The organism is Pseudomonas sp. B2M1-30 (assembly GCF_025447575.1).
Lineage (GTDB): Bacteria > Pseudomonadota > Gammaproteobacteria > Pseudomonadales > Pseudomonadaceae > Aquipseudomonas > Aquipseudomonas botevensis.
In genome coordinates this window covers 1-22,481 of the sequence record NZ_JAOEJT010000027.1, presented here as the reverse complement: position 1 = coordinate 22,481, position 22,481 = coordinate 1, and the positions used below count along the sequence as shown (strand labels likewise).

Sequence of the window (22,481 nt, the reverse complement as noted above, 5' to 3'; positions counted from 1 at the left end):
TTCCCCATGTGAGAGTAGGTCATCGTCAAGATTAAATTCCGAAACCCCAATTGCGAAAGCAGTTGGGGTTTTGTTTTAGTAGAAGTCCAAGTTTTTTGCTGGCACGTTACCTCGGTGACGGGCCGGATACAGAATTTCTTGACGACCATAGAGCGTTGGAACCACCTGATCCCATCCCGAACTCAGAAGTGAAACGATGCATCGCCGATGGTAGTGTGGGGTTTCCCCATGTGAGAGTAGGTCATCGTCAAGATTAAATTCCGAAACCCCAATTGCGAAAGCAATTGGGGTTTTGTCGTTTCAGGGCCTGACGAATTCAAACTGCTTTACGTGCCTTGCTGCTTCGACGAGCCTGCCATTTGCGCCACCAGATGTAGACGCCAGTTCCCGACAACCCTGCAATCAGAACACCCAGCACCGCGATCATCACTTGCCCGGTGAAACCAATGATTCGCCCACCATGTATCGGCAACTGCAACCGATAGAACTGCTCTCCCAGCGTTCCCTCTCCTGCGATTTCCTGTCCTAATAATCGCCCGTCGGTGCCGTGGAAGAACAACCAGGATTTGCCGTGAGCTTCAGTGTCGTGTTGCCCAAATCCGGCACCGTAGAAGTTGTACTCAAAGCTGTAATACAACTCCCCGATTGCGGCGGTCAGCCCTAACCTTTTCCCCTCTTGTTCTGCTCTTTCATACGCCTGTTGATAACTCAATTGAGTGACGCCCAGCTCTTCGGCCGGCATTCGCCCCCGGGCCTCATAAACGCTGGGTTCAATGGGTGAAAACAGGGACACCACTGGCTTGAATACCTGACTCGGCAGGTTCATCGCCACGCTGCTGATGGCGATTGGCAGCAGCAACAACCACAGCCATAAACCTCCCGCTCGATGCAGGTCGAAGTTGAGTCGATAGGCATGTCCGCCCTTGATCTTCCAGGCCATCGACCATTTCTTCCAGAACGGTCTACCTCTCGGCAGGGTCAGCCACAACGCGATGAAGCAATCGATTACCCAAGCGATCGCCACCAGCCCCATCAACAATAATCCCCAATTCCCGGGCAGTGTCAGGTTGTAATGAAACTCGAGAATGAACGGAACGAAGTTCTGCCGTTGAAAGCAGCAGTCACCCCAGTAACGTTCACTTTTCTGCTCGCCGCTTACGGGATCGAGATAAAACACTTGATTGCGCTCGGCGTAAGGCTTGCCTGTCGCCGGATCAGTCCGGGGCACCGTCGCCAGCAATGCGGTATGACCCGCTTCAGCGGGATATTGCATGTACCAGACTTGCAGCTTCGGATGCGCAGCCTGCACCGTGTCGACCAGATCTCCTGCAGGCAACCGCAGCCCCTGAGCGGAGGCCTGATAAAACTCCGGATTGAGCCACTCATCCAGCTCATGGTTGAACGCCAGAATGCTGCCGGTGATCCCGGCTAGCAGCAAAAAAACCGCTGTCGCCAAGCCAATGTAGCGATGCAGCAAAACCAGAAATGCACGCATGAAAACTTCCCCACAGATACGATAAAGCCAGCCCCTGAACATCAGGGGCTGGCTTTTTTTGCACAGGACAAAAGACTTAGAACTGGTAGCTGACCGTCGCGGCGACGTTGCGCTCTTCGCCCATGTAGCAGAAGTTCAGGCTGGCACAGGAAGCCACGTAGGATTCGTTGGTCAGATTGTTCGCGTTCAGACGTACGTCGACGCCCTTCAAGCCGACCTTGCCCAGGTCATAGCCGATCGACGCGTCGAACAATGTGTAAGACGGCACCTTCAGGGTGTTTTCCGCATCGGCCCAGCTATAGCCGACATACCGCACGCCGCCGCCCAGACGCAGGCCATCGAGCGCGGCGCTGTCGAACTTGTAGTCCGCCCACAGCGACGCCATGTGTCGCGGCGCCTGGGTCGGCGAATTACCCTTGTTCTCGATCACATTGGTGGGTGTGCTCAACGTGCTGACCATCGACTTCGAGTACTCGATGTCGGTGAAGGTGTAGCTGCCGAGGACTTTCAGGTGGTCGGTCAGTTGCAGGTGCGCTTCCAGTTCCAGGCCTTGGGAGCGAACAGCGCCTACAGCCCGGTAGAAGTTTTCCTGCGGCAACTTGGTCGCCAGGTTCTCCTGATCGATGCGGAACAGCGATGCGGTAAACAGATTGTCGGTGCCCGGCGGCTGATATTTCAGGCCCGCTTCCCACTGCGTACCGTCGGTAGGCGCCAGGGGATTGCCGGCGCTGTCGGCATAGGAGTTCGGATTGAACGACTCGGAGTAGCTGAGGTACGGCGCCAGGCCGTTATCGAACAGATACAGCGCTCCGACGCGACCGGTCAGCTTGGTGCGTCTGTCATTGATCTCGGTGCCGACCGGGCGCCCGGCTTCGGCAATGCGGTTTTCGTCCGACGTCTCGACCCAGTCCTGACGCAGGCCGAGGGAGAAGCGCCATTTGTCCATCTCGATCAGGTCTTGCAGGTAGACACCGGTCTGTTCCAGGCGGCGCAGGTAGCTGGTCTCACCGTACGGGGTGATTGTCGAATTGCCGTAAACCGGGTTGAACGCATTGATCGGCTCCAGCCCGCCGCTGGTCCAGTCGACCACGGTTTTGCGCCGTTGATAATCGGCGCCCATCAGGACCGTGTGCTTGGTGGCCCCGGTGAAGAATTCGGCCTGCAACATGTTGTCGACGATAAACGCATGCAGTCGTTCGTCACCGCCGGTGTAGTAGCGGTTCAGTTCGTTGCTGGTCGGCGATGTCCAGCCGTAGGCATAGACTTGATCCATGTTCACTTTGGAGTCGAGGTAACGGAAGTTCTGCCGGGCGGTAAACACGTCGTTGAAGCGATGCTCGAACTGATAACCGAACGATTGCTGGTCGCGGGAGTAACCATCGATCCCCGGTTCGCCCTCGAAGAAGTGCGGCGATATCCGGTTGCCGTTGCGCTGGTGAATCGTGCCGTCGGCCGGGACGCCGCCGTGGTAGCCACCCTCCGGGTCGTGTTGCAGGTACGCCTGCAGGGTCAGCGACGTGTCTTCGCTGAAATCTATGCTGACGGTCGGCGCGAGGGCGAAGCGCTTTTCCTTGTTGTGGTCGAACTGCGTGTCGGACTGATCCGTCAAACCGATCAGACGATAGGCGATGCGCTTGTCGTCATCGACCGGGCCGCTGAAGTCAAAACCGACCCCGCGCTGCCCTTGGGTCCCGACCGTCGCCTGGACCTGATGGTAAGCCTCGTAGAGCGGCTTCTTGCTGGTCAGCGCCACCAGACCGCCCGGCGAACTGCGACCGTAGAGTACCGATGACGGGCCTTTCAGAATATCGACGCGCTCGAGGAAATACGGATCGACCTGCATGGTGCTGTAGGTGCCGCTGTCGCCCATGGACTTCAGGCCGTCGAGGTAGATGTTGTCCACGGAGCCGTCGTTGAAGCCGCGCATGGCCACGTAGTCGTAGCGGTGAGTGGCGCCGTAAGGGTTGGTCAGCACGCCCGGGGTGTAGCGCATGGTTTGTGACACGGTTTGCGAGCCCTGGTCATCCATCTGCTCGCGAGTGACCACGGACACGCTTTGTGAGGTTTCCAGCAGCGCGGTACTGGTTTTGGTGGCGATCTGGCTGTGCGTGGCGTTGTAGCCTTCCATGCTGCCCAGCGCATTGCCGAGGGCGAAGCCTTTGATGTCGGTGGTCGGCAGGGCGAGTGCTTCGCTGTCTGCGACGGTGCGAAGTACGTAGCTGCTGCCGTCCTGGCTGACGGCTTCGAGGCCCGAACCTGCGAGCAGATGGCTCAACGCCTGATCGGTCGAATATTCACCCTGAACCCCGGCGGATTGCCGGCCCTGGGTCTGCTGCGGAGTCATCGACAAGGTGATGCCCGCCTGCCGTGCGAACTGATTGAGTGCGTCGCCCAGCGGGCCTGCCGCGACGCTGTAGCGCAGGCTGCTGACCTGATTCGCGTCGGCGGCCATGCTGATTGCCGGCATCACACCGACGCCCAGCGCAGTGGACAACAGCGCCGCTCGCACGGCCTGTCGCAGCAGGCCCGATTCGACGGTGAAATTCAGAGGGTTCTTACAGGTAACGCGCGCAGTCATTGTAGGTTTCCGTAGGAAGTCGCGAAGGCTGAGTTGAAGTGCTTACTGACTAAGCCGGACTTGCCGCGAAAACCCGCCAAAATAAATTCAGACCGCGCGCTCCAGCGTCACCCACCAGCGGGTGCGGTAGCGCACTTGCACCGGCAGGGTTTGCGGCAGGATCGCCAGCAGCTTGTCGGTGTCTTCGAGACGGAACACCCCGGAAAGGCGCAGATCCGCGACTTGCGATGCGCAGTTCAGCAGACCATGGCGGTAGCGGGCGACTTCGTTGAGGAAATCGGCGAGACGCATGTTGCGGGTGACGATCAATCCGTCGATCCACGCGCCCGCCTCCATATCCAGTGGCGGCGCCGGGCGTGCTTGATGACGGTCGACCAGATAGCTCTGCCCGGCCAGCACGTCGATGGAGGCGCTGTGTGACGAATGAATGGCGACGCGTCCGCCGGTGACGCTCAGGCGCGTGCAATCACCTTCCTGGCGCAGGATGAACCGTGCGTTGAATGGCTCATAGGTGCCGTGACGATCCTGCACCCGCAGCGGCCGCTCGAACGGCGCGCCTTCGTCAGCACCCCCGCAGGTGACGATGATTTCGCCACGATTCAATCGGATCAGGCGCTGCTGTGCCGTGTAGTCCAGGTCCACGGCACTCGCGGTGTTGAGTTCCAGGCGCGTGCCGTCGGGCAACTGGAACGCGCGGCGCTCGCCGGTGGCGGTGGCGTAGTCGGCGCTCCATTGCTGCCAGGCGGCCGTGTCCCTGGCGAGCCAGGCAGCGGACCCCATCAGCAAGGCACCGGACAACAGCTTCAATGCCTGACGTCGACCCAGACCCTGAGCGCTGTTCTCCAGCGTATTGAATGCCACTTGCGCGCCGGGGACGGATCGCAGGTTGTGAGTCAGTTCGGCTTGCAGTGTCTGCACTCGCTGCCAGGCCAGTTCGTGCTCATGGTGTTCGGCCCGCCATTGTTCGCATTGGTGATTGAGGCGCGAATTGCCGTGATTGTTGCGCAGACGCAACAGCCAGTGGATGGCCTGCTTGACCACTTGCGGCTGCGGCTCGGCGCGGCGCCCGAGCGAGAGGTTATCCACAGGCATCAGGCGGCGTACCTCAGCACATAACAGTGATACAGCGCATCGGCGACGTAACGCTCCACTGAGCGCAGGGACAGGCCCATCTGCTCGGCGATCTGTTTGTGGGTCAAACCTTCGCACTGCGCCAGGAGAAACGCCTGACGCACTTTCGGCTTAAGTCCTTCAAGCATTCGGGCGATGCTTTCCAGCAGTTCGATCACCAGGGCACGGGCCTCGGCACTCGGGGTTTCGGCTTCCGGCAGATGGGCGATGGTTTCCAGATAGGCGAGTTCGATTTCTTCGCGGCGCCAATGGTCGATGACCAGGCCGCACGCGATGGTGCGCAGGAAGGCCCGAGGTGACTTGAGTTCCAGGCGTTCGGTGCGTTGCAGCAGGCGCAGGAACGTGTCCTGGGCCAGATCCGCCGCATCGGCCGCGTTGCCCAGCCGTGCGCGCAGCCACCCGTTGAGCCAGCCGTGATGACTACTGTAAAGCGCCTGTACAGCCAACTCAGGTGAGGACATGAACGCGACAGCCCGAACGTCACAAATGATAATTAGTCGCATTGTCATCAGGAGTTACAGATTTTGCAACCGCCGCTCCAGCGACTGTCACAAAAAATCTGACAGCGGCCGCTCTAGTACGCCGTTCGGCGGGAATCTGGCAGAAATGCCGTCCATTTCGTACATGACCCTAAGATTTATCCGAAGTGTGCCGACAGACTGGTGAGACATGCGTGCACCAAAGTAGAGCAGCCAGAAGAACGCTGCCTGCGCTGTACATGGAATGTTGCATCCGGAACGCATCCCCACTTTTGGCATAAGAAGTCCCATGAAATGAATCTCAAGTTCAGCCATAAAATCCTGTTGGCCGCCTCGGGCGTCGTGGTCCTGGCGTTCGCGTTGTTTACGCTCTACAACGACTATCTGCAGCGAAACACCATTCGCCAGAACCTGCAGTCCTCCGTGCAGCAGGCCGGTGATCTGACCGCCAGCAGCGTGCAGAACTGGATGAGCGGACGAATTCTGGTGCTGGAAAACCTCGCCCAGAACGTCGCCCACCAAGGCAAGAACGCCGATCTGCCTGGCCTGGTCGATCAGCCGGCCTTGACCTCGAACTTCCAGTTCACCTACGTCGGCCAGGCCAACGGCGTGTTTACCCAGCGTCCCGACGCGAAGATGCCGGATGGTTACGATCCGCGTCAGCGTCCCTGGTACAAGCAGGCGGTGGCCGCCGACAAGACCATGCTGACTCCGCCCTACATGGCGGCGGTCGGTGGGCTGGTGGTGACCATCGCCCTGCCGGTGAAAAGCAATGGCGAATTGCTGGGCGTGGTCGGCGGTGACCTGAGCCTGGAAACCCTGGTGAAGATCATCAACTCGGTGGACTTCGGCGGCATCGGCCATGCGTTCCTGGTCAGCGGCGACGGTCAGGTGATCGTCAGCCCGGACAAGGACCAGGTGATGAAAAACCTGAAGGACATCTACCCGAACGCCAGCGTGCGCATCGAGAAAGGTAACCAGAACGTGGTGCTCAACGGCCAGGAGCGCATCCTGTCGTTCACCCCGGTCAGCGGTCTGCCAAATGCCGAGTGGTACATCGGTCTGTCGATCGACCGCGACAAGGCCTACGCTGCGCTCGGCCAATTCCGCACGTCGGCGCTGATCGCCATGTTCGTGGCGGTAGCGGCGATTGCGGTGCTGCTGAGCCTGTTGATCAACGTGTTGATGCGCCCGCTGACCACCATGGGCCGTGCGATGCAGGACATCGCCCAGGGCGAAGGCGATCTGACCCGACGCCTGGTGGTGGAAAGCAAGGATGAGTTCGGCGAACTGGGCAGCTCGTTCAACCAGTTCGTGGAGCGGATTCACGCCTCGATCTGCGAAGTGTCTTCGGCCACTCGCCAGGTGCATGACCTGTCGCAACGGGTGATGACGTCCTCCAACGCTTCGATCATCGGTTCCGACGAACAAAGTGCGCGCACCAACAGCGTGGCTGCTGCAATCAACCAGTTGGGCGCGGCCACTCAGGAAATCGCCCGCAATGCTGCCGATGCTTCGCAACACGCCAGCGGCGCCAGCGAGCAGGCCGATGACGGGCGTCAGGTGGTCGAGCAGACGATCCTCGCCATGACCGAGTTGTCGCAGAAGATCAGCCTGTCGTGTACCCAGATCGAAACCCTGAATGCCAGCACCGACAACATCGGTCACATTCTCGATGTGATCAAAGGCATCTCCCAGCAAACCAACCTGCTGGCGCTCAACGCGGCCATCGAAGCGGCCCGTGCCGGTGAGGCCGGTCGTGGTTTCGCGGTGGTGGCGGACGAGGTGCGTAACCTCGCCCACCGTACCCAGGAGTCGGCGGAAGAGATTCACAAGATGATTACCTCGCTGCAAGTCGGTTCGCGCGAAGCAGTCACCACCATGAACGCCAGCCAGGCCTCCAGTGAGCAAAGCGTTGAAGTGGCGAATCAGGCCGGTCTGCGGCTGGTCAGCGTGACCCAGCGCATCGGCGAAATCGACGGCATGAACCAGTCGGTGGCGGCCGCGACCGAAGAGCAGACCGCCGTGGTGGAAACCCTCAACGTCGACGTCAACCAGATCAACCTGCTGAACCAGCAGAGCGTGGCCAACCTCAACGAAACGTTGAAGGATTGCGATGCACTGTCGCAGCAGGCCAATCGGTTGAAGCAGTTGGTGGACAGCTTCAAGATCTGATCAGTTGCTGAAAAAATCGAACCTGCTGCGGAGTGATCCGCAGCAGGTTTTTTTTGCCTTACACAAATAGCTTCAAGACATTGCCCATCGCATCATCGGCAAACCCCTGCACGAAATCCTTGAACCCCGGCAGCGCGTCGGCGCCGCCCGAGGCCGGCTCGGCAATGATCGTCCAGGTCGCCCGGGATTTCTCCGCGCCCAGCGGCTCCACATTCATCGCCGCCCACAGATGGCCGACGCCCAGGGTGTTGTAGATCGTGGTCCAGGTCATGCTCAGCCCTCGGTCGTCCCGGGAGTTGAGTTGTTCGACCACCACGTTGCCGTCCTTGAAGAACTTCTTGCGCAGCGAAGACACGCCTTCGCCGGTCATTTCAATGTGCGACAGCGCCGGAATGAATTGCTGGAAACCGCCGAAGTCACCGACCACCGCCCAGACCTTCGCCGCTTCCACCGGCACTTCCACCGAAGACACGACGTGGCAGCCGTGGGGATTTCTGATCAGGGTATCGGGTTGCAGATTGCTCATGATGTTGCTCCTTTTCTTGCGGTTGATGGCTTTCAGATGAAGTTGATTTCTTTCAGGTAGTCGCAGCCCCGGCGCAGCAGCGCCGGGGATTTTTCCGGGTAGCGCGCGCCCATCTGCCGCACGCCGGCCTGGGCGTTGGCGTGACCGATCAGGGAGATGTCGCCGATGTCCTCCTCGAAGCCGTTGAGGTAGAAACCGAGCACGCCGAACAGCGCGTTGTCGGCATCGACCCGACCCAGTTGCTGTTGCCAGTCGGCGACGCTGACCAGCGAGAACTCGCTGCCGGTGTCGCGGAATGACGCGACGTAGGCGTCCCAGCTCAGGGGTTCGGGGTTGTGCAGGTTGAACACCGCGCGTTGCGGCGCATAACGGCTGGCGTGGAAGGCGATGAAGCGGGCGAGGAAGTCCACCGGCATCAGGTCGAAATTCAGCGCGAAGGCCGGCACCTGACCGAGCTGGATCGAGCCCTTGAGCATCAGCATCAAACGGTTCTTGTGCGGCTGGCAGACGCCGCTGAGGCTGTTGAAACTGATGTTGCCGGGACGATAGAGGTTGACCCGCACACCGCGTTCCCGGGCGCGTTCGAGGATGCGCTCGCCCACCCATTTCGACAGGTTGTAGCCGTTGCGGATGTAGATCGGCGGCGTCGGCGCGGCAGGCAGTTCCAGCACCCGGCCCTGCTCATCAACGGTGCTGGAAGCCGACAGCGTCGAGACGAAATTGAACACCTTCTTGCTGCGGCCTTCGCACAGGCGCAGCAGCTCGAAGATCGGTTCGACGTTGTCCGCCGCCAGAGACTCGTAATCGAGGACGTGATTGACGTTGGCCGCGTTATGCACCAGCGCGCCGAATGTCTGGTCCAGCCGCTGATAATCGGCATCGGCCAGTCCCAGTTGCGGTCGGCTGATGTCTGCGGCGTAGACTCGCACCCGACTCAGATCCAGGTGTTCGAGACGGTTCTCGCGCAGGGCCTGGGCAAAGCGTTGCGCAGCGGTTTGCCCGCCGCCGTCACGCACCAGGCACGCCACCTCGCTGGCGCCCCAGCCCAACAGTGCTTCGACGATATGCACGCCGACAAAACTGTTGGCGCCGGTGACGATGACCTTGTGTACATCGCCCATGCGGCTGATCGGCAGCGGCTCGATGTCCAGCTCGCGCTCCGCGTCAGCCATGGCCTGGGCGCTGAGTACGGCGCTGTCGTCGGTGCCGCGCACCAGGGTGGCGAGTTTGACGATGGTCGGCAGTTCGATGAAGCGGTTGATCGAGATGCTGCGCCCGAATTCTTCACGCAGCCGCAGAAGCATGCGCGACAGCAGAATGGAATGGCCGCCAAGATTGAAGAAACTCTCGTCGGTGGAAATGTCGCTGCCCGGCAGCTCCAGCAGTTCCGCCCAGATCTCCAGCAGCAAGGCTTCGTCGGCGTTCGCCGGCAGGCATTTCGGGCCGCTGTCCTGCACGCTGACCGGCAGCTCGAGCAAGGCCTTGCGGTCGACCTTGCCGTTGCTGGCGTACGGCATGCTCGGCAATTCGCTCCACGCCACCGGTTGCATGTAGTCCGGTAGAAATTGCCGGGCGTGCGCCTTCAACGCTTCGCGCGCAGCCCCCGGCTGGTCTTCCTGGGGTTGGGCGAGGAACGCCAGGATTCGCCGCTGCGAATCGATCAGCACCGCCACCTGACGGTACAGCTGACTTTCCCGCAGGCAGCGCTCGATTTCCTCCGGCTCGACCCGGAAGCCCCGGATCTTCACCTGATTATCGCGCCGCCCGCACAGCTCGATGCCGTGCTCGCCCCACTTGGCCATGTCGCCGCTACGGTAGGCGCGCAGACGCTGGCCGTCCGGCAGCTCCAGGTCCAGGTAGCGCTCGGCGGTCTGTTGCGGATTGTTCACGTAACCCAGGCAAACGCCGGGGCCGACGATGAACAATTCGCCGACCGCCTGCTCGGGCACCGGTTGCAGATCGTCATCGAGGATCAGCACCTGGCTGTTGGCAATCGGGCCGCCGAGGCTGCGATTGCTGTCGCCCGGTCGCAGTTGCCGGGCGGTGATCAGCACCGTGGCTTCGGTGGGGCCGTAGAGGTTGTGCAGTTTGCCCTGACGCGTCAGTTGCTCGATCACGAACGGCTCGCAGACGTCGCCGCCGGTCATCACTTGGCCAACGCTGCACAGTTGCTCCAGCGGCAGGATGCTCAGCAGTGCCGGGGGCAGAAACGCATGGCTCAGTTGCCGGCGGCGAATCAGCGCCACCAGTTGCAGCGGATCGCGCCGCTGGTTGTCGTCGGGCACCACCAGTTCGGCGCCTTCGATCAGGGTTGCGAAGATGTCGATCAGCGATGAGTCGAAACTCAGCGAGGAAAACTGCAGCACCCGGCTCTGCGCGTCGAGCTGCGCGTAATCGGCGTACCACGCGGTGAAGTGCGCCAGGTTCGCCTGACTGAGCAGCACGCCTTTCGGATGCCCGGTGGTGCCCGAGGTGTAGAGCGCCATGCACGGAGCATCGAGTTGTGGCCGTTGGCGCATCAGCGGCTGCGCCGGATCGGCGTCAGCGCTGTCGATGGCGCTGACGTCCAGCCCCGGCATCGAAGCGCTGAGCGGATGCTCGCCGTCGTGCAACAGCAGCAACGCCCCGGCGTTTTCCAGAATGTATTGCTGGCGCTGCAACGGATGGCTCGGCTCCAGCGGCAGATACACCGCGCCGCTGCCAAGGATCGCCAGGATCGAAGCGAACAGCGCGCTGCTTTTCGGCAAGCAGATGCCGACCACCCACGGTTGTGGGTGCTGTTCGAGCAGCGGCAGCAAGCGTTGCTGGATCGCCCGACTGTGAGCGTGTAACTGACGGTAGCTGATCGATTGTTCGGCGATGTGCAGCGCCGGCCGTTCGGCATGTTCGATCAGGCTCTGTTGCAGGCGCTCGATCATCGGGCGCTGCGCCAGTTGCAACAGCTTCGGATGGGCCGTGGCATTGAGGCGATGGACGTAGGCCAGGCTGTCGAGCCAACGCAGGTTTTCCACCTGCTCGAAGTCCGGCGCGCGAGCACTTGTGGCGTGCTGGAAATACTCGGCGTCGCGGGAGAAGCGGCTGACCAGCAGCGCCACTTCGTCCACCACCTGCGCCAGCGTCCGCACGCGCAGGGACTGACCGTTGCCGGACGGCTCGTCGGCCATCGGCACGCGGCTCAGCAGTGTCCCGTTGTGCAGGCACAGCAGGTCCAGCGTCGGCAAGCCGCCGGCGCCGGTCGCGCCGATGCCCAGACGCAGTGACAGGTGTGGCGTCGGGGCGAAATTCCCAGGCGCGCAGGTGCCGTCGTCGATCGCCAGGTCCACGGCGAATGAGGCTTGCCCGTCGGCGTCGCTCAGCCGCGTGAGTGAGTGACCGTGTTGTTCCAGTTCCTGCGCCAGGTCGGTCATGGCCTGGCTGCAGCCGATCAGCAGAATGTCGAGACGTCTCATGTCAGCCTCCTCATCAAACCAGATAGTCACGCAGGGCGTGCTGCACGCAGGGCGTGTCGAGCAGCGAACTGCTGTGGAAAAACCGCACGATGTTGCCCACCAGCGGGTGGTGGCGATTGATCGGGAAGGCCAGCCCGGCCATCTCGTCCTTGAGCGCGCGGCGCGTGGCGTCGTTGACCGGCAGGGCGTCGATCAGGCGCAGGTCGAAGGCCTTCTGGATGTCGTTGGTCAGGTAATGGCCGATGAACACCGGCAGAATCTCGGCGATGCACTGGCGATCCGCGTCGCTCGCGGTGTGCCAGTAGATGCGCACCATGCGTGCCCAGAAACTCGAGTGTCGGCCCTCATCGAGCAGGTGATCGGCCATCAGGCCCTTGATCGACGCCTTGACCGTATCGTCCCGGGCGAACGCCGCGACATCGCCGGTCACGGTGTTTTCGGCGATGGCCACGCAGATCAGTTCCACGGCACTGCGCAGTGGTTCAGGCGCCAGTTCCACCGCCGCCGGGATCGCCCGGCTCAGCTCGATCTCGTGGGGCAATTCGATGGGCGCGATGCCGGTCATGGCCATCGTCTGCTGCATGAAATCCATCGCCACCAGGGCGTGGTAATCCTCGTCTACCACCACGGTCATCGCGTCGTAGCGGCAGGGGAACGGGAAGGCCACCGGGAAGCGGTTCTTGGCGATGCTGCGGGCGGTCTTGTCAACGATTTCGGTCTCGAAAATCACCACGTCGTTGATGAATTTGTACAGCGTCTGCACCAGAGCGAAATCCCGCTGTTCGGGGCACTCGCGCAGGAACACTTCACTGAGTACCAACGGCTGGCGGCTGGTCGGATAGATCAGACGTTCGTCGTCTTCCAGCACGCGGCGCGGCCGGGTGCGGATGGTCGCGCGGTTTTCCCAGGCGTCGGCGAAGGATTGGTAATCGGCGGCGTTCATTCGGCCACCTCCACCAGCGCTTCGCGCATGCTCAGACGCAGGCCGTCCCACAACGCGATGCGGCTTTCCACGGCGGCGACGGCGCTGGCATAGACTTCGGCCTGACGCTGCGGGTCGCCATCGACCAGTCGCTCCAGCAGGTTCTCCGCAGCGGGGCCGTGGTCTTCGGAGTCGACTTCGATGTGTCGCTGCAGGTAGTAACGGAAGGTCGGCGCCTGTTCGACACCGATGCCCCAGGCGTCGAGCATGCGTTGGAACATGGTCGGGATCACGCTCTCGCGACCGTGCAGGAATGCTGCGGCGACGCTATGCCCCGGCGCGTGCAGTGCGGTGTGCAGGGTGTCGCGAACGAACTGCGCCACGGCCGGATCGATGTCGACGCTTTGCAGCGCGACGTCGTAGCTCACGCCTTCCTGTTGCAGGGCAACGAAGCGCTCCACCGCCGTGGTGTCCGCGCCGACTTCGCGCATGGCGTCCAGATACAGTTCGAAGTGACTGTAATGCCCGTGCGACAGCCGGTCATCGGACTCTTCGCCCAGCACGATTTCATTGATCAACCGCGCGGCGTGCGGATCACGCGGCGGCAGCCACGGGAGGCGGGTGCAGGTCAGTTCCTGTTGCAGGCGTTTGGTCAGCGACATGAAGTCCCATACGGCAAACACATGGGATTCCATGAACCGGCGCAGCACCGACAGCGAGTTGATTTCGGAAAAAATCGGGTGAACGCTGAGTTCGGCTTTCTTCGATGAAAGTTGTTCTTTAGTTGGCATGTTGGCGAGCCTCTGGCTTCTTGGGATATAGGGTGTGTTCAAACAGTGGCTAACTGCGTTGGACATATTTGTCCAGGCGAGCGACAGCCTCATTCGGTTCGATGAAAGTTCACGGTTTGTTTGAAAGGCCGGTAACAGCAACACGATTTTGAAACGCCGTGTTTAAAGGCCTACTGCTCAGTGGTGCCGGTTTCTGGATTCGTATCCAAATTCGGCGAAGAAAAATTAATACATCGCAAAACAACTTAACAAGTATATTTTTTAATTATTTCAAGTTGCCAATTTCGCAAGTATGAGAGGGGCTGATAAAACTTTTAAGTTGAGTTTTATTTGGGCGTAGTTGCTCCTTTCGGCGATTGTTCGCCAAAATTTTGCAATAAGAGTGAATGCCTCACTCGAAGCAACTTTTAATGGATTAATTGAAATGAATTTGCGGGGATGAAGTTGGCCTGAACGGCGGCCTTGCTTCCTTTTCCCGTGACAAGGCTCCTTCCGTAGGTTCTTGGTGCGGGGACTGCTCCGTTGGGACGGTACGTCACCCGTTCTTTATGGGGTTGGCCGTCCAAGGGTGCGCGTAAATTGGCGCCGCGGCTATCGCCGGAACGTGTTCCTTGCGGCAGGTTCCGGGCTGCGTGGGCAGAGGGAGGTTAGAGCGCTGGCGCGGATGTGCCACGGTAATTCACCGGGGCCGGGGGGAGGATTTGTAAGAGGGTGATTCGCCGGACGCGCGCTGGAGCGTCGCCCGGCAGATGCTTCAGCGGTTTGCTTTGCGCGTCTGGCCGCTGGTGCTGGCAAGGTAGCGGGTGATGACCTCGACGCCACGGTTGAGGTGTTGCTCGAGCAGATGCAAGGCGTGCTCGACGTCACGCTCTTTCACCGCCTGCAACAGCGCCCGGTGATCGTCCTGGGACAGCTTGCCCAGGCCCATCGCCTCAAGGTTGAAACGCAGGAAGCGCTCCTCCTCATTCAGTCCGTCTTCCACCAGTCGCAGCAATCGGCCGTTGGAGGCCTTGCAGTAGAGCGCCATGTGGAACAGGCGGTTGAGCCGGCCCATCTCGGTGTAGTTATGCTCGGTTTCGAGTTCTTCGATGTAGCCCGCCGCGCGTTGATGGTCGGATTCGGTGAGCAACGGTATCGACTGACGCAGCGCCTCGGTCTCGAGCAGGATGCGCAGCTCGTAGGTTTCCGTGGCGTCGCCCTGGATCAGCGGCGCGACCACGGCGCCTTTGTGGGCGACCACGCTCAACAGGCCCTGGGCCTCCAGTTGGCGCAAGGCTTCGCGTACCGGCATGCGACTGACACCGAACAGATCCGCCAGGTCCTGCTGGCGCACGGCGGTGCCGCAGGGCAGGCGGCCGTCGAGAATGGCAGCGCGCAGGGTTTCTTCGATGACCGAGCGCGCCAGGTGCGCGGGGATCGGGCCGTCGACTTTGATGCTATGGAGTGGCTTGGGCTTCTGGGTCACAACTGCACACCCTGTCTAACTACGGAATTTGGATCCAAAGGACACTAGTGATTGCTCTACAAGTTGTCAAACCGTGTAGAGGAAACCCGTCATACATGCAGTTTAGCGCGTCGCCGATGATCTCAGGGTGCCATTGTTTTTTGCTGGGCTAACCTTCACCATCAAACGCTTTCTTCCTGCCCTCTGGATGCCTGGCATTGGCGGTACGATTCGCGATTCCTCGGACTGTGCGCTGGCTCGGCTGCGCACTGCTGCTGGCCGGCGTCATGCTGGGCGGCCTGCATGCCGATTGGGATTTTTCCGCGATCAGCCGCAAGGCCACGGCGCTGTACGGGCCGCTGGGGGCCGGGCAGCAGCGGATCGATGCCTGGCAGAATCTGCTGGCCACGCAGAAGCAGGTCAGCGAGATGGAAAAACTCAAAGTGGTGAACCTGTTTTTCAACAAACAGATGCGCTACGTCGAAGACATCGACCTGTGGCACGAGGTCGATTATTGGGAAACTCCGATCGAAGCCCTGTGGAAGGGCGCCGGCGATTGCGAAGACTACGCGATCGCCAAGTATTTCAGCCTGCGTCATCTGGGCGTCGCCAGTGACAAGTTGCGCATCACCTACGTCAAGGCCCTGCGTCAGAACCGTGCGCACATGGTCTTGACCTACTATTCCAGCCCCGACGCCATGCCGCTGGTGCTCGACAGCCTGATCGACCCGATCAAACCGGCCGCCGAGCGAACCGATTTGCTGCCGGTCTACTCTTTCAATGCCGAAGGTCTGTACCTGCCGGGGGCCAAGGGCAACAAGAAGGTCGGTGACACCAAACGCCTGTCGCGCTGGCAGGATGTGTTGAAGAAAATGCAGGCCGAAGGTTTCCCGGTCGAGACGACTAACTAGGAGCACGCGCTCAGATGTCTTTGTTCAAACAGCTGTTGATCGCTATCTGTCTGTTCCTGGTGGTCGCCTTCACCGGCAGCTTCATGGTCAGTCTGGAAAGCTCGCGCACCCAGTACGTCAACCAGTTGCGCTCCCACGCCCAGGACGCCGCCACGGCGCTGGCGCTGTCGTTGACCCCGAACATCGACGACCCGGCGATGGTCGAGTTGTTGGTCAGCTCGATTTTCGACAGTGGCTATTACGCGAGCATCCGTGTGGTCGACCTTAAAACCGATCAGACCATCGTCGAGCGCAGCGGCATTCCGGCGGTCAGCAATGTGCCGGACTGGTTCGTCAAACTGATCGGCCTGGAACCGGCCGGCGGTGATGCGCTGGTCAGTCGTGGCTGGGAGCAGGCGGCGCGGGTCGAGGTGGTCAGCCACCCGATGTTTGCCCTCGCCAAACTCTGGCAGAGCGCCCTGGGCAGCCTCGGCTGGCTGCTGGTCTGCGGCGCGGTGAGTGCGGTGCTCGGTGCGTTGCTGCTGCGTCGGCAATTGCGGCCGCTGGATTACATGGTCAAACAGTCCCACGCCATCGCCCGCCGCGAATTCCTCAGTCTGCCGGATCTGCCGCGCACCCCCGAACTGCGGCGGGTGGTGCTGGCGATGAACCAGATGGTGGAGAAGCTCAAGGCGCTGTTCCAGGAGCAGGCCGAGCGCAGTGAAAAACTGCGCGCCGAGTCCTATCAGGACAACCTCACGGGGCTTGCCAACCGACGCTATTTCGAGATGCAACTCAATGCCCGGGTGAGCAATCCGGAGCAGGCCAGTTCCGGTTATCTGCTGCTGTTGCGGGTCAAGGATCTGGCCGGGCTCAACCAGCGCCTGGGCGGTCAGCGCACCGATGAATTGCTCAAGGCTGTCGGCGAGCAACTTTCCCGCGAGTGCGCCAAATACCCGGAAACCCAGAACCTCGTGACCCGGATCCGTGGCGGTGAGTTTGCCGTGCTGGCGCCGGGGCTGGTGCGCGAAGAAGCGCTGCAGCTGGCGCAGAACCTCGACGGCGCGCTGGCGAGCCTGCACGCGACCGGCGCCACCGACGTGGCGGCAGTGGCCTCCATCGGCCTGGCGCCGTTCGCTCACGGCGATTCGCCGCAAGCGGTGCTCAGCCTTGGCGATCAGGCGCTGGCGCAGGCCGAAGGGCAGGGCGAGCAGAACTGGGCGTGTCTCGATCACAGCCTGGTGGCGGACGTCGGCGACGATCACCACGCCTGGCATCGCCTGCTCGATCAGGCGTTGACCCAGCGTCGTTTCGAGCTGTTCTTCCAACCGGTGGTGGCGGCGCAGGACACGCAACTGGTGCTGCATTACAAAGTGCTGTCGCGGCTGCTCGACGATCAGGGCCAGACCATTCCCGCCGGGCGCTTCCTGCCGTGGCTGGAGCGCTTTGGCTGGACCGCGCGGCTGGACCGGCTGATGCTCGAGCGGGTGCTGGAGCAGATGGCCGGTCACGAGCAATCGCTGGCACTGAACCTGTCCTCGGCGACCCTCGCCGATCCGCAGGCGCTGAACAAGGTCTTCGACATTCTGCGGGCGCACTCCAACCTCGGCCCACGCCTGACCCTGGAAATCGGCGAAGAGCAATTGCCCGAACAAGCGGTGCTGGAGCAGTTGACCCGGCGTCTGCGTGAACTCGGGTTCTCCCTGAGCCTGCAGCGCTTTGGCGGACGCTTCAGCATGATCGGCAACCTGGCGCGGCTGGGGCTGGCGTACCTGAAGATCGATGGCAGCTACATTCGGGCGATCGATCAGGAGGGTGACAAGCGGCTGTTCATCGAGGCGATCCAGCGTGCGGCGCACAGCATTGATCTGCCGCTGATTGCCGAGCGGGTCGAGACTGAAGGGGAGTTGTCGGTGATTCGCGAGATGGGGCTGTATGGGGTTCAGGGGCAGTTGTTCGGTGAGCCCAAGCCCTGGCGGTGAGTCATTGAGAGTGGCCCCCTCACCCTGACCCTCTCCCAGAGGGAGAGGGGACTGATTGGGGGTGCTTGAGAAGTGCATCGATCTGAGAGTACTGCGTTGAATCCAATGTATTGACCTGAACGATGGGGGCCGAATCCATAATCGGCTCGATCTTTCAGGTCGACGGATGTCGCAAGACACCTCGGTTTGCCCCCTCTCCCTCTGGGGAGGGCTGGGGTGAGGGGCTTTTGACTTACAACGGAGTCAGATCAACCCACTCTCATCTTCATCGATCAACTGACTCAACCCGCCCAACGCCTCACGCGCATGGGTACGGTCCATCAGTTTCGCCTGGGCCGCCGGTGGCAGGTCGGTGACGCGAATCACGCCTTTCTGGGTCAGCACCTGAATCAGGTCGTCGAGTACCCGAATCATCTCCATGTCGCTCTGCTTGAGCTGATGGAGACTTTTTTCCACGGCCACGTTGGCGAACCATTCCTGGATTTCAACATGATCGGCCGGCAGCGTTCCCGTGGCCTCGGCGTAGGCCGCAGCTTCCACGCGAATCAACAGGCCTTGCGCATCGCGTTGCACGTAAAACATTGAGCGTCCCTCGGAAATGAACTCGCGTCATGCTGTCAGCAGCATAGCCAACTGCACGCGAGTATGCGGTGCGGCGACGTAATCGTCATCGGGCATTGGCTGCAAACGTGACGACCGCCCCGTAGGGCGGCCGTTTTGTTCACGTATCAGCTGTTGTTGTGGTCGACCTTGATGGTCGGGTCGCTGCCGGCAATCAGGTTGTGAATGTTGGCGCTCGACCAGTTGTTGCCTTCCAGTTTGATCGTCACGTCCGGGGTGGCGGCTGCCGCGTCGCCGGAGTTGAACTTGCCGCCCGAGCTGACTTGCAGCGTCGAGGTGCCGTCGACCGTGGTGATCTTCAGGAAGTTGTCGATGGTGCTGCCGCTCTCGCCCTGCAACAGATCGCGCAGGTCGATGCGGTCACCTTCGCTGGCCTTGAAGTCCTTGATCACGTCGTTCCCGGTGTCGCCGGCCTTCCAGACGAAGGTGTCGGCACCGGATCCGCCGATCAGGATGTCGTTGCCCTGGCCGCCGATCAGCGTGTCGTTGCCGGTGCCGCCGAGCAGGATGTCATTGCCTTTGCCGCCATCGAGCAGGTCGTTGCCGCCCGAGCCGAACAGGATGTCATTGCCCGCACCGCCCAGCAGGGTGTCGTTGCCGTCGTGGGCACCGGACACATCGAACGCCTGGTAGTGCTCGGTGATGTACTGGTGCACGTTGCTGGTGGTGACTTTGCTGACATCCACGCCGGTCTGCTGCGCGACGAACGCCTGCATCGCCTGGTAACCCTCGCCGGCAATGCCGTTGAAGCTCACCAGGTCGCCGAACAGGATGTCGTTGCCGTCGCCACCGCTGACGGTGTCGTTGCCCGGCATGGTCGCTTCGGTGTGACCGATGATCGAGTTGGCCAGATCCTTCGGATCGATGTTGGTCTGTGGCGTGTGATCGCTGTCATACGGTTTCAGGTCGTTGAGGCTGACACCGCTGTTGATACCGATCGCTTCGACGTTCGACAGACCGCTGAGCAGGGCGAAGGCACTGTTGGAGTTGTCGGTGGTGGTCGACGAAGTGCTGTTGCCACTGCCCGCCAGGCTCGACAGCTCGTAGGTGCCGTCACCCTGGGCGTGGATGGTGCCCAGGCTGTTCCAGTTCCAGTTGCCGTTCTTGTACGTCTGCAACACCACTTCCCCGGCGGTGCTGATGCTCAGGTAGTGGGTGCTGTCGATGTAGGTGGCGAAGCTGTTGCCCAGCTTGTAGTTGGTGGTATTGACCACGCTGTCGAGCTTGACGCTGCCGTACAGCGTCGGGTTGGTCTGCTCGCCGCTCTGGTAGTAGGTCGGCTGGCCGTCGGTGATGAAGTAGGTGAGGTTCTTCGCCCCGGTGTTGGCCACTGCTTCAGTGCTCTGGAAGAAGTTGGCCGTGGCCTTGAACACGTCTTCGTAGTTGGTGCCGCCGCCGGACGACATCGAGTCCAGCACAGCCTTGAGCTGGGTCAGCGCGTTCGGGTCGTTGAGGTTCACCGACACCGACTTGTTGACCTGGGTATCGAAGTCCACCAGGAAGATGTTCACCGTGCCGGAGTTGCTGCCCAGGCTTTGCTTGAGGGTGTTGAACACCGACGTCAGCGAGTCCTTGGCGGCACTGATCGACGAAGCGCTCATACTGCCGGAGCTGTCGACCATGAACGCGATGTTGTAGTTGGTGCCCGGCACCACGGTCAGACCGCCGATGTCGGCGACCATGATGTCGTTGCCGTCGGTGCCGGTGATGGTGTCATCGGCCGCTGTGGCGACGATGGAGTTGTAGACCGCCGGCACCACGGTGACCGGGATGGTCGCGGTGGTGCTGGCCGAGCCGCCCACGAACTCGGTGGAGGTCGAGGTCACGGTCAGGTTGAACTGGCCGTTGTAGTAGGTCGGCGGGGTCACGGTCAGGGTGCCGAGGTTCCAGCCGGTGACGTTGGCGTCGCCACTGGTCGCGGTCACGGTAAAGCTGTGGCCGGCGCCGTCGCTGAGTACCGAACCGACCGGTGCGCCGCTGATCTTCACGCTCAGGGTTTCCGAGCCGTCGGTGTCGGTCAGGCCGGTGCTTACCGACGACAGCTTCACGGTGGTGCCTTCGGCGCCGGTGTTGAGCTTGTAGCCGTCGTAGTAGCCTTCGCCGTTGGCGCCATGCAGATCGGACACGGTCACGCCGGAATTCACCAGATCCGTCACGCCGGTGTACAGCGGCACGCCGGCGCTGCTCAGGTCGATCGGCGTGCTGCCGTTGACCGACAGGTTGACGTCGTAGCTGCCCGGGCCGCTCTGGTTGTGGTGGTAGATGTCCAGGGTGTAGTAGCCGCTGGTGGTCGGGGTGAACGAACCGTTGAGGTTGCCGCCCGCGCCCCACGTCGTCGACGCCACGCTCTTGCCGCCAATGGTCACCAGCAGGCTGTCGTCGCCCGTACCGCTGAAGGTGTAGGTCTTGCCGGCTTCGAGGTAGATCAGGCCGGAGGTCTTCGACGCCGTACCGGCGGCCACGCTGCCGTCGGACTGCACGTTGGTCACGGTGCCTTTGGTGTTCGCCGTACCGGCGGCATCGATCACGTTTTTCAGGGTGGTCGGGTTGGCGCCGCTGCCGTCGGTGCCCAGGCCCGACAGACCGGTCCAGACTTCCTTGATCAGCCCGGTGGACTTCACGCTGTTGTCGGCGACCGACAGGGTCGGTGCATCCGCTACTGGGGTGATGTCGATTTTGATCGTGCCGGTGTTACCCAGCAGTTGGCCATCAGTCGGCTGGAACTTGATCTGCGCGTAGTCCGCCTGGTTGTTGCCCAGGCCGCTGCCGCCGTAACCGTTGACGCCCGATTCGTTGGCGTCCGGCAGGAAGCGCAGCTTGCCGGCGTCGATGTCGGCTTTGCTGAAGGTCTGGTTGTTGGCAACGTCTTTCCAGGTCGAACCGTCCAGATACTGCAGTTTGCCTTCGCCCGGCAGTTGGGTGATTTTCACGCCCAGGCTGCTGGCCGGGCTGTCGACGTCGCTGACGCCGAAGGTCGACCAGCCGAGGATCAGCGGGGTGTCTTCGGTGCCGGTGACGTTGACCGGTGCTGCCACTGGCGCGTCGTTGACCGCCACCACGTTGACCGTGGTGGTCGCGACGTTGGAGTAGTTGCCACCGTCGGTCACCGTCACGGTGATGGTGCGCGGCACGGTGCTCGGATCTTCACTGTTATTGGTGAAGGTGATGTTCTTGATCTGCTGCATGTAGTCGGCCAGCGTCGCGTTGCCCGAGAGGGTCAGCGTGATCGATCCATCCTTGCTGTTGGCATTGATGGTGATGCCGTTGACGCTGTTGCCCAGGTTCAGCGAGTCGCCCGGCTGACGGTTGGTCAGCACGATGGTGGCGCCGGTCAGCATGGTGCTGTCCGGGTCGGTGATGCTGATGTCGGTGTCGGCGATCGACACGCCCGCGCCCGGGGTGTTCTCGGTGAACGTCACCTTGTAGTCGGCCCCGGTGGCACCGCTGGAATTGTTGGCGTCGAGGTCGAGAACCGGTGGCGCATCGTTGTCGATGATCGAGGTGCTGACGCTGCCATTGGTGCTGCTGACCGCCAGGTTCTCGAAGTTGCCGCCGGTGGCCGAGTCGATCTTGACCACGAAGTTTTCGGTGCCTTCGGTGATCTTGTCGTCGATGGTCGCCACGTTGAACTGCGCGCTGCTGGCGCCTGCCGGGATCTTCACGGTGTACACGCCGGTGAAGTCCGAACCGTCGGCGGCGGTGCCGCTGTAGACGATTTTCAGGGTCACTTCGGTCTGCGCCGGGTGGGTCAGGCTGACGGTGTAACTGGCGGTCTGGCCTTCGGTCACCGAGGCGCTGCCGGAAATGCTGACTTCGGTCTTGTCGATGGTATCGGTGACGTTGGTCACGGCTGGCGTGTTGCTGGTTACCAGGTTTTCGAAGTTGCCACCGGTGGCGTTGGTGATCGATGCCTGCACCGGACCGGCGTCTTTGTAGACGTCGTCGGTTGGCGCAGGAACGGTCACGGTGCCGGTGGTTTTGCCGGCGTCGATGGTGAT

14 protein-coding genes and 1 rRNA gene are annotated in these 22,481 nt (G+C 61.5%); 4 read left to right on the top strand and 11 right to left on the bottom strand.

Annotated elements, in window-relative coordinates; translation table 11 throughout:
* Positions 1 to 137 precede the first annotated feature (137 nt).
* Positions 138 to 253, top strand: a 5S ribosomal RNA gene (gene rrf, locus N8H74_RS28925).
* 63 nt (positions 254 to 316) lie between these two features.
* On the opposite strand, the gene N8H74_RS28920 is transcribed toward rrf, so the two are convergent.
* The 4 genes from N8H74_RS28920 to N8H74_RS28905 all read right to left on the bottom strand — a co-directional run bounded on the left by N8H74_RS28920 (position 317) and on the right by N8H74_RS28905 (position 5,665).
* Complete coding sequence (locus N8H74_RS28920) at positions 317 to 1,495, bottom strand: PepSY domain-containing protein (protein ID WP_262152130.1); 1,179 nt, start codon at positions 1,493 to 1,495, stop codon at positions 317 to 319.
* Positions 1,496 to 1,571: 76 nt separating this feature from the next.
* Positions 1,572 to 4,073 (bottom strand): TonB-dependent siderophore receptor, encoded by a 2,502-nt coding sequence (locus N8H74_RS28915; RefSeq protein ID WP_262152128.1) that lies wholly within the window; start codon positions 4,071 to 4,073, stop codon positions 1,572 to 1,574.
* A gap of 87 nt (positions 4,074 to 4,160) precedes the next feature.
* Positions 4,161 to 5,165 carry a FecR family protein gene (locus tag N8H74_RS28910; RefSeq protein ID WP_262152126.1) on the bottom strand — a complete coding sequence of 335 codons (1,005 nt, stop codon included), beginning with the start codon at positions 5,163 to 5,165 and terminating at the stop codon, positions 4,161 to 4,163.
* Positions 5,165 to 5,665 (bottom strand): sigma-70 family RNA polymerase sigma factor, encoded by a 501-nt coding sequence (locus N8H74_RS28905; RefSeq protein WP_262152124.1) that lies wholly within the window; start codon positions 5,663 to 5,665, stop codon positions 5,165 to 5,167. Before N8H74_RS28905 ends, N8H74_RS28910 begins: the two co-directional genes overlap by 1 nt.
* A 312-nt stretch (positions 5,666 to 5,977) precedes the next feature.
* Between N8H74_RS28905 and N8H74_RS28900 the strand changes: the two genes are divergently transcribed.
* Positions 5,978 to 7,858 carry a methyl-accepting chemotaxis protein gene (locus N8H74_RS28900; protein WP_217834763.1) on the top strand — a complete coding sequence of 627 codons (1,881 nt, stop codon included), beginning with the start codon at positions 5,978 to 5,980 and terminating at the stop codon, positions 7,856 to 7,858.
* 58 nt (positions 7,859 to 7,916) lie between these two features.
* On the opposite strand, the gene N8H74_RS28895 is transcribed toward N8H74_RS28900, so the two are convergent.
* The 5 genes from N8H74_RS28895 to N8H74_RS28875 all read right to left on the bottom strand — a co-directional run bounded on the left by N8H74_RS28895 (position 7,917) and on the right by N8H74_RS28875 (position 15,011).
* Positions 7,917 to 8,384 carry an SRPBCC family protein gene (locus tag N8H74_RS28895; RefSeq protein WP_217834764.1) on the bottom strand — a complete coding sequence of 156 codons (468 nt, stop codon included), beginning with the start codon at positions 8,382 to 8,384 and terminating at the stop codon, positions 7,917 to 7,919.
* A gap of 32 nt (positions 8,385 to 8,416) precedes the next feature.
* On the bottom strand, positions 8,417 to 11,833 hold the full coding sequence (locus N8H74_RS28890; RefSeq protein WP_262152122.1) for a non-ribosomal peptide synthetase: 3,417 nt from the start codon (positions 11,831 to 11,833) through the stop codon (positions 8,417 to 8,419).
* Positions 11,834 to 11,846: 13 nt separating this feature from the next.
* A complete protein-coding gene (locus tag N8H74_RS28885; RefSeq protein ID WP_262152120.1) occupies positions 11,847 to 12,776 on the bottom strand; it encodes a diiron oxygenase in 930 nt (309 codons plus the stop codon).
* On the bottom strand, positions 12,773 to 13,546 hold the full coding sequence (locus N8H74_RS28880; RefSeq protein ID WP_217834767.1) for a DUF3050 domain-containing protein: 774 nt from the start codon (positions 13,544 to 13,546) through the stop codon (positions 12,773 to 12,775). Before N8H74_RS28880 ends, N8H74_RS28885 begins: the two co-directional genes overlap by 4 nt.
* A 754-nt stretch (positions 13,547 to 14,300) precedes the next feature.
* Positions 14,301 to 15,011 (bottom strand): GntR family transcriptional regulator, encoded by a 711-nt coding sequence (locus N8H74_RS28875; protein WP_217834768.1) that lies wholly within the window; start codon positions 15,009 to 15,011, stop codon positions 14,301 to 14,303.
* Between the two features lie 197 nt (positions 15,012 to 15,208).
* On the opposite strand from N8H74_RS28875, the gene lapG reads away from it, so the two are divergent.
* Positions 15,209 to 15,901, top strand: coding sequence for a cysteine protease LapG (gene lapG / locus N8H74_RS28870; RefSeq protein WP_217834769.1), 693 nt, complete (start codon positions 15,209 to 15,211; stop codon positions 15,899 to 15,901).
* A 14-nt stretch (positions 15,902 to 15,915) separates the two neighbouring features.
* Positions 15,916 to 17,862 (top strand): cyclic di-GMP receptor LapD, encoded by a 1,947-nt coding sequence (lapD, locus tag N8H74_RS28865; protein WP_262152117.1) that lies wholly within the window; start codon positions 15,916 to 15,918, stop codon positions 17,860 to 17,862.
* 243 nt (positions 17,863 to 18,105) lie between these two features.
* On the opposite strand, the gene N8H74_RS28860 is transcribed toward lapD, so the two are convergent.
* On the bottom strand, positions 18,106 to 18,444 hold the full coding sequence (locus N8H74_RS28860) for a tryptophan synthase subunit beta (protein WP_217834771.1): 339 nt from the start codon (positions 18,442 to 18,444) through the stop codon (positions 18,106 to 18,108).
* A gap of 146 nt (positions 18,445 to 18,590) precedes the next feature.
* Positions 18,591 to 22,481: immunoglobulin-like domain-containing protein (locus N8H74_RS28855; protein WP_262152116.1), on the bottom strand; the 3,891-nt coding region annotated here is incomplete at its 5' end.

Bases quoted from the DNA above. Each gene is read 5' to 3' on its own strand.
- N8H74_RS28920 (WP_262152130.1), bottom strand. From the start codon at position 1,495: ATGCGTGCATTTCTGGTTTTGCTGCATCGCTACATTGGCTTGGCGACA.
- N8H74_RS28915 (WP_262152128.1), bottom strand. From the start codon at position 4,073: ATGACTGCGCGCGTTACCTGTAAGAACCCTCTGAATTTCACCGTCGAA.
- N8H74_RS28910 (WP_262152126.1), bottom strand. From the start codon at position 5,165: ATGCCTGTGGATAACCTCTCGCTCGGGCGCCGCGCCGAGCCGCAGCCG.
- N8H74_RS28905 (WP_262152124.1), bottom strand. From the start codon at position 5,665: ATGTCCTCACCTGAGTTGGCTGTACAGGCGCTTTACAGTAGTCATCAC.
- N8H74_RS28900 (WP_217834763.1), top strand. From the start codon at position 5,978: ATGAATCTCAAGTTCAGCCATAAAATCCTGTTGGCCGCCTCGGGCGTC.
- N8H74_RS28895 (WP_217834764.1), bottom strand. From the start codon at position 8,384: ATGAGCAATCTGCAACCCGATACCCTGATCAGAAATCCCCACGGCTGC.
- N8H74_RS28890 (WP_262152122.1), bottom strand. From the start codon at position 11,833: ATGAGACGTCTCGACATTCTGCTGATCGGCTGCAGCCAGGCCATGACC.
- N8H74_RS28885 (WP_262152120.1), bottom strand. From the start codon at position 12,776: ATGAACGCCGCCGATTACCAATCCTTCGCCGACGCCTGGGAAAACCGC.
- N8H74_RS28880 (WP_217834767.1), bottom strand. From the start codon at position 13,546: ATGCCAACTAAAGAACAACTTTCATCGAAGAAAGCCGAACTCAGCGTT.
- lapD (WP_262152117.1), top strand. From the start codon at position 15,916: ATGTCTTTGTTCAAACAGCTGTTGATCGCTATCTGTCTGTTCCTGGTG.
- N8H74_RS28860 (WP_217834771.1), bottom strand. From the start codon at position 18,444: ATGTTTTACGTGCAACGCGATGCGCAAGGCCTGTTGATTCGCGTGGAA.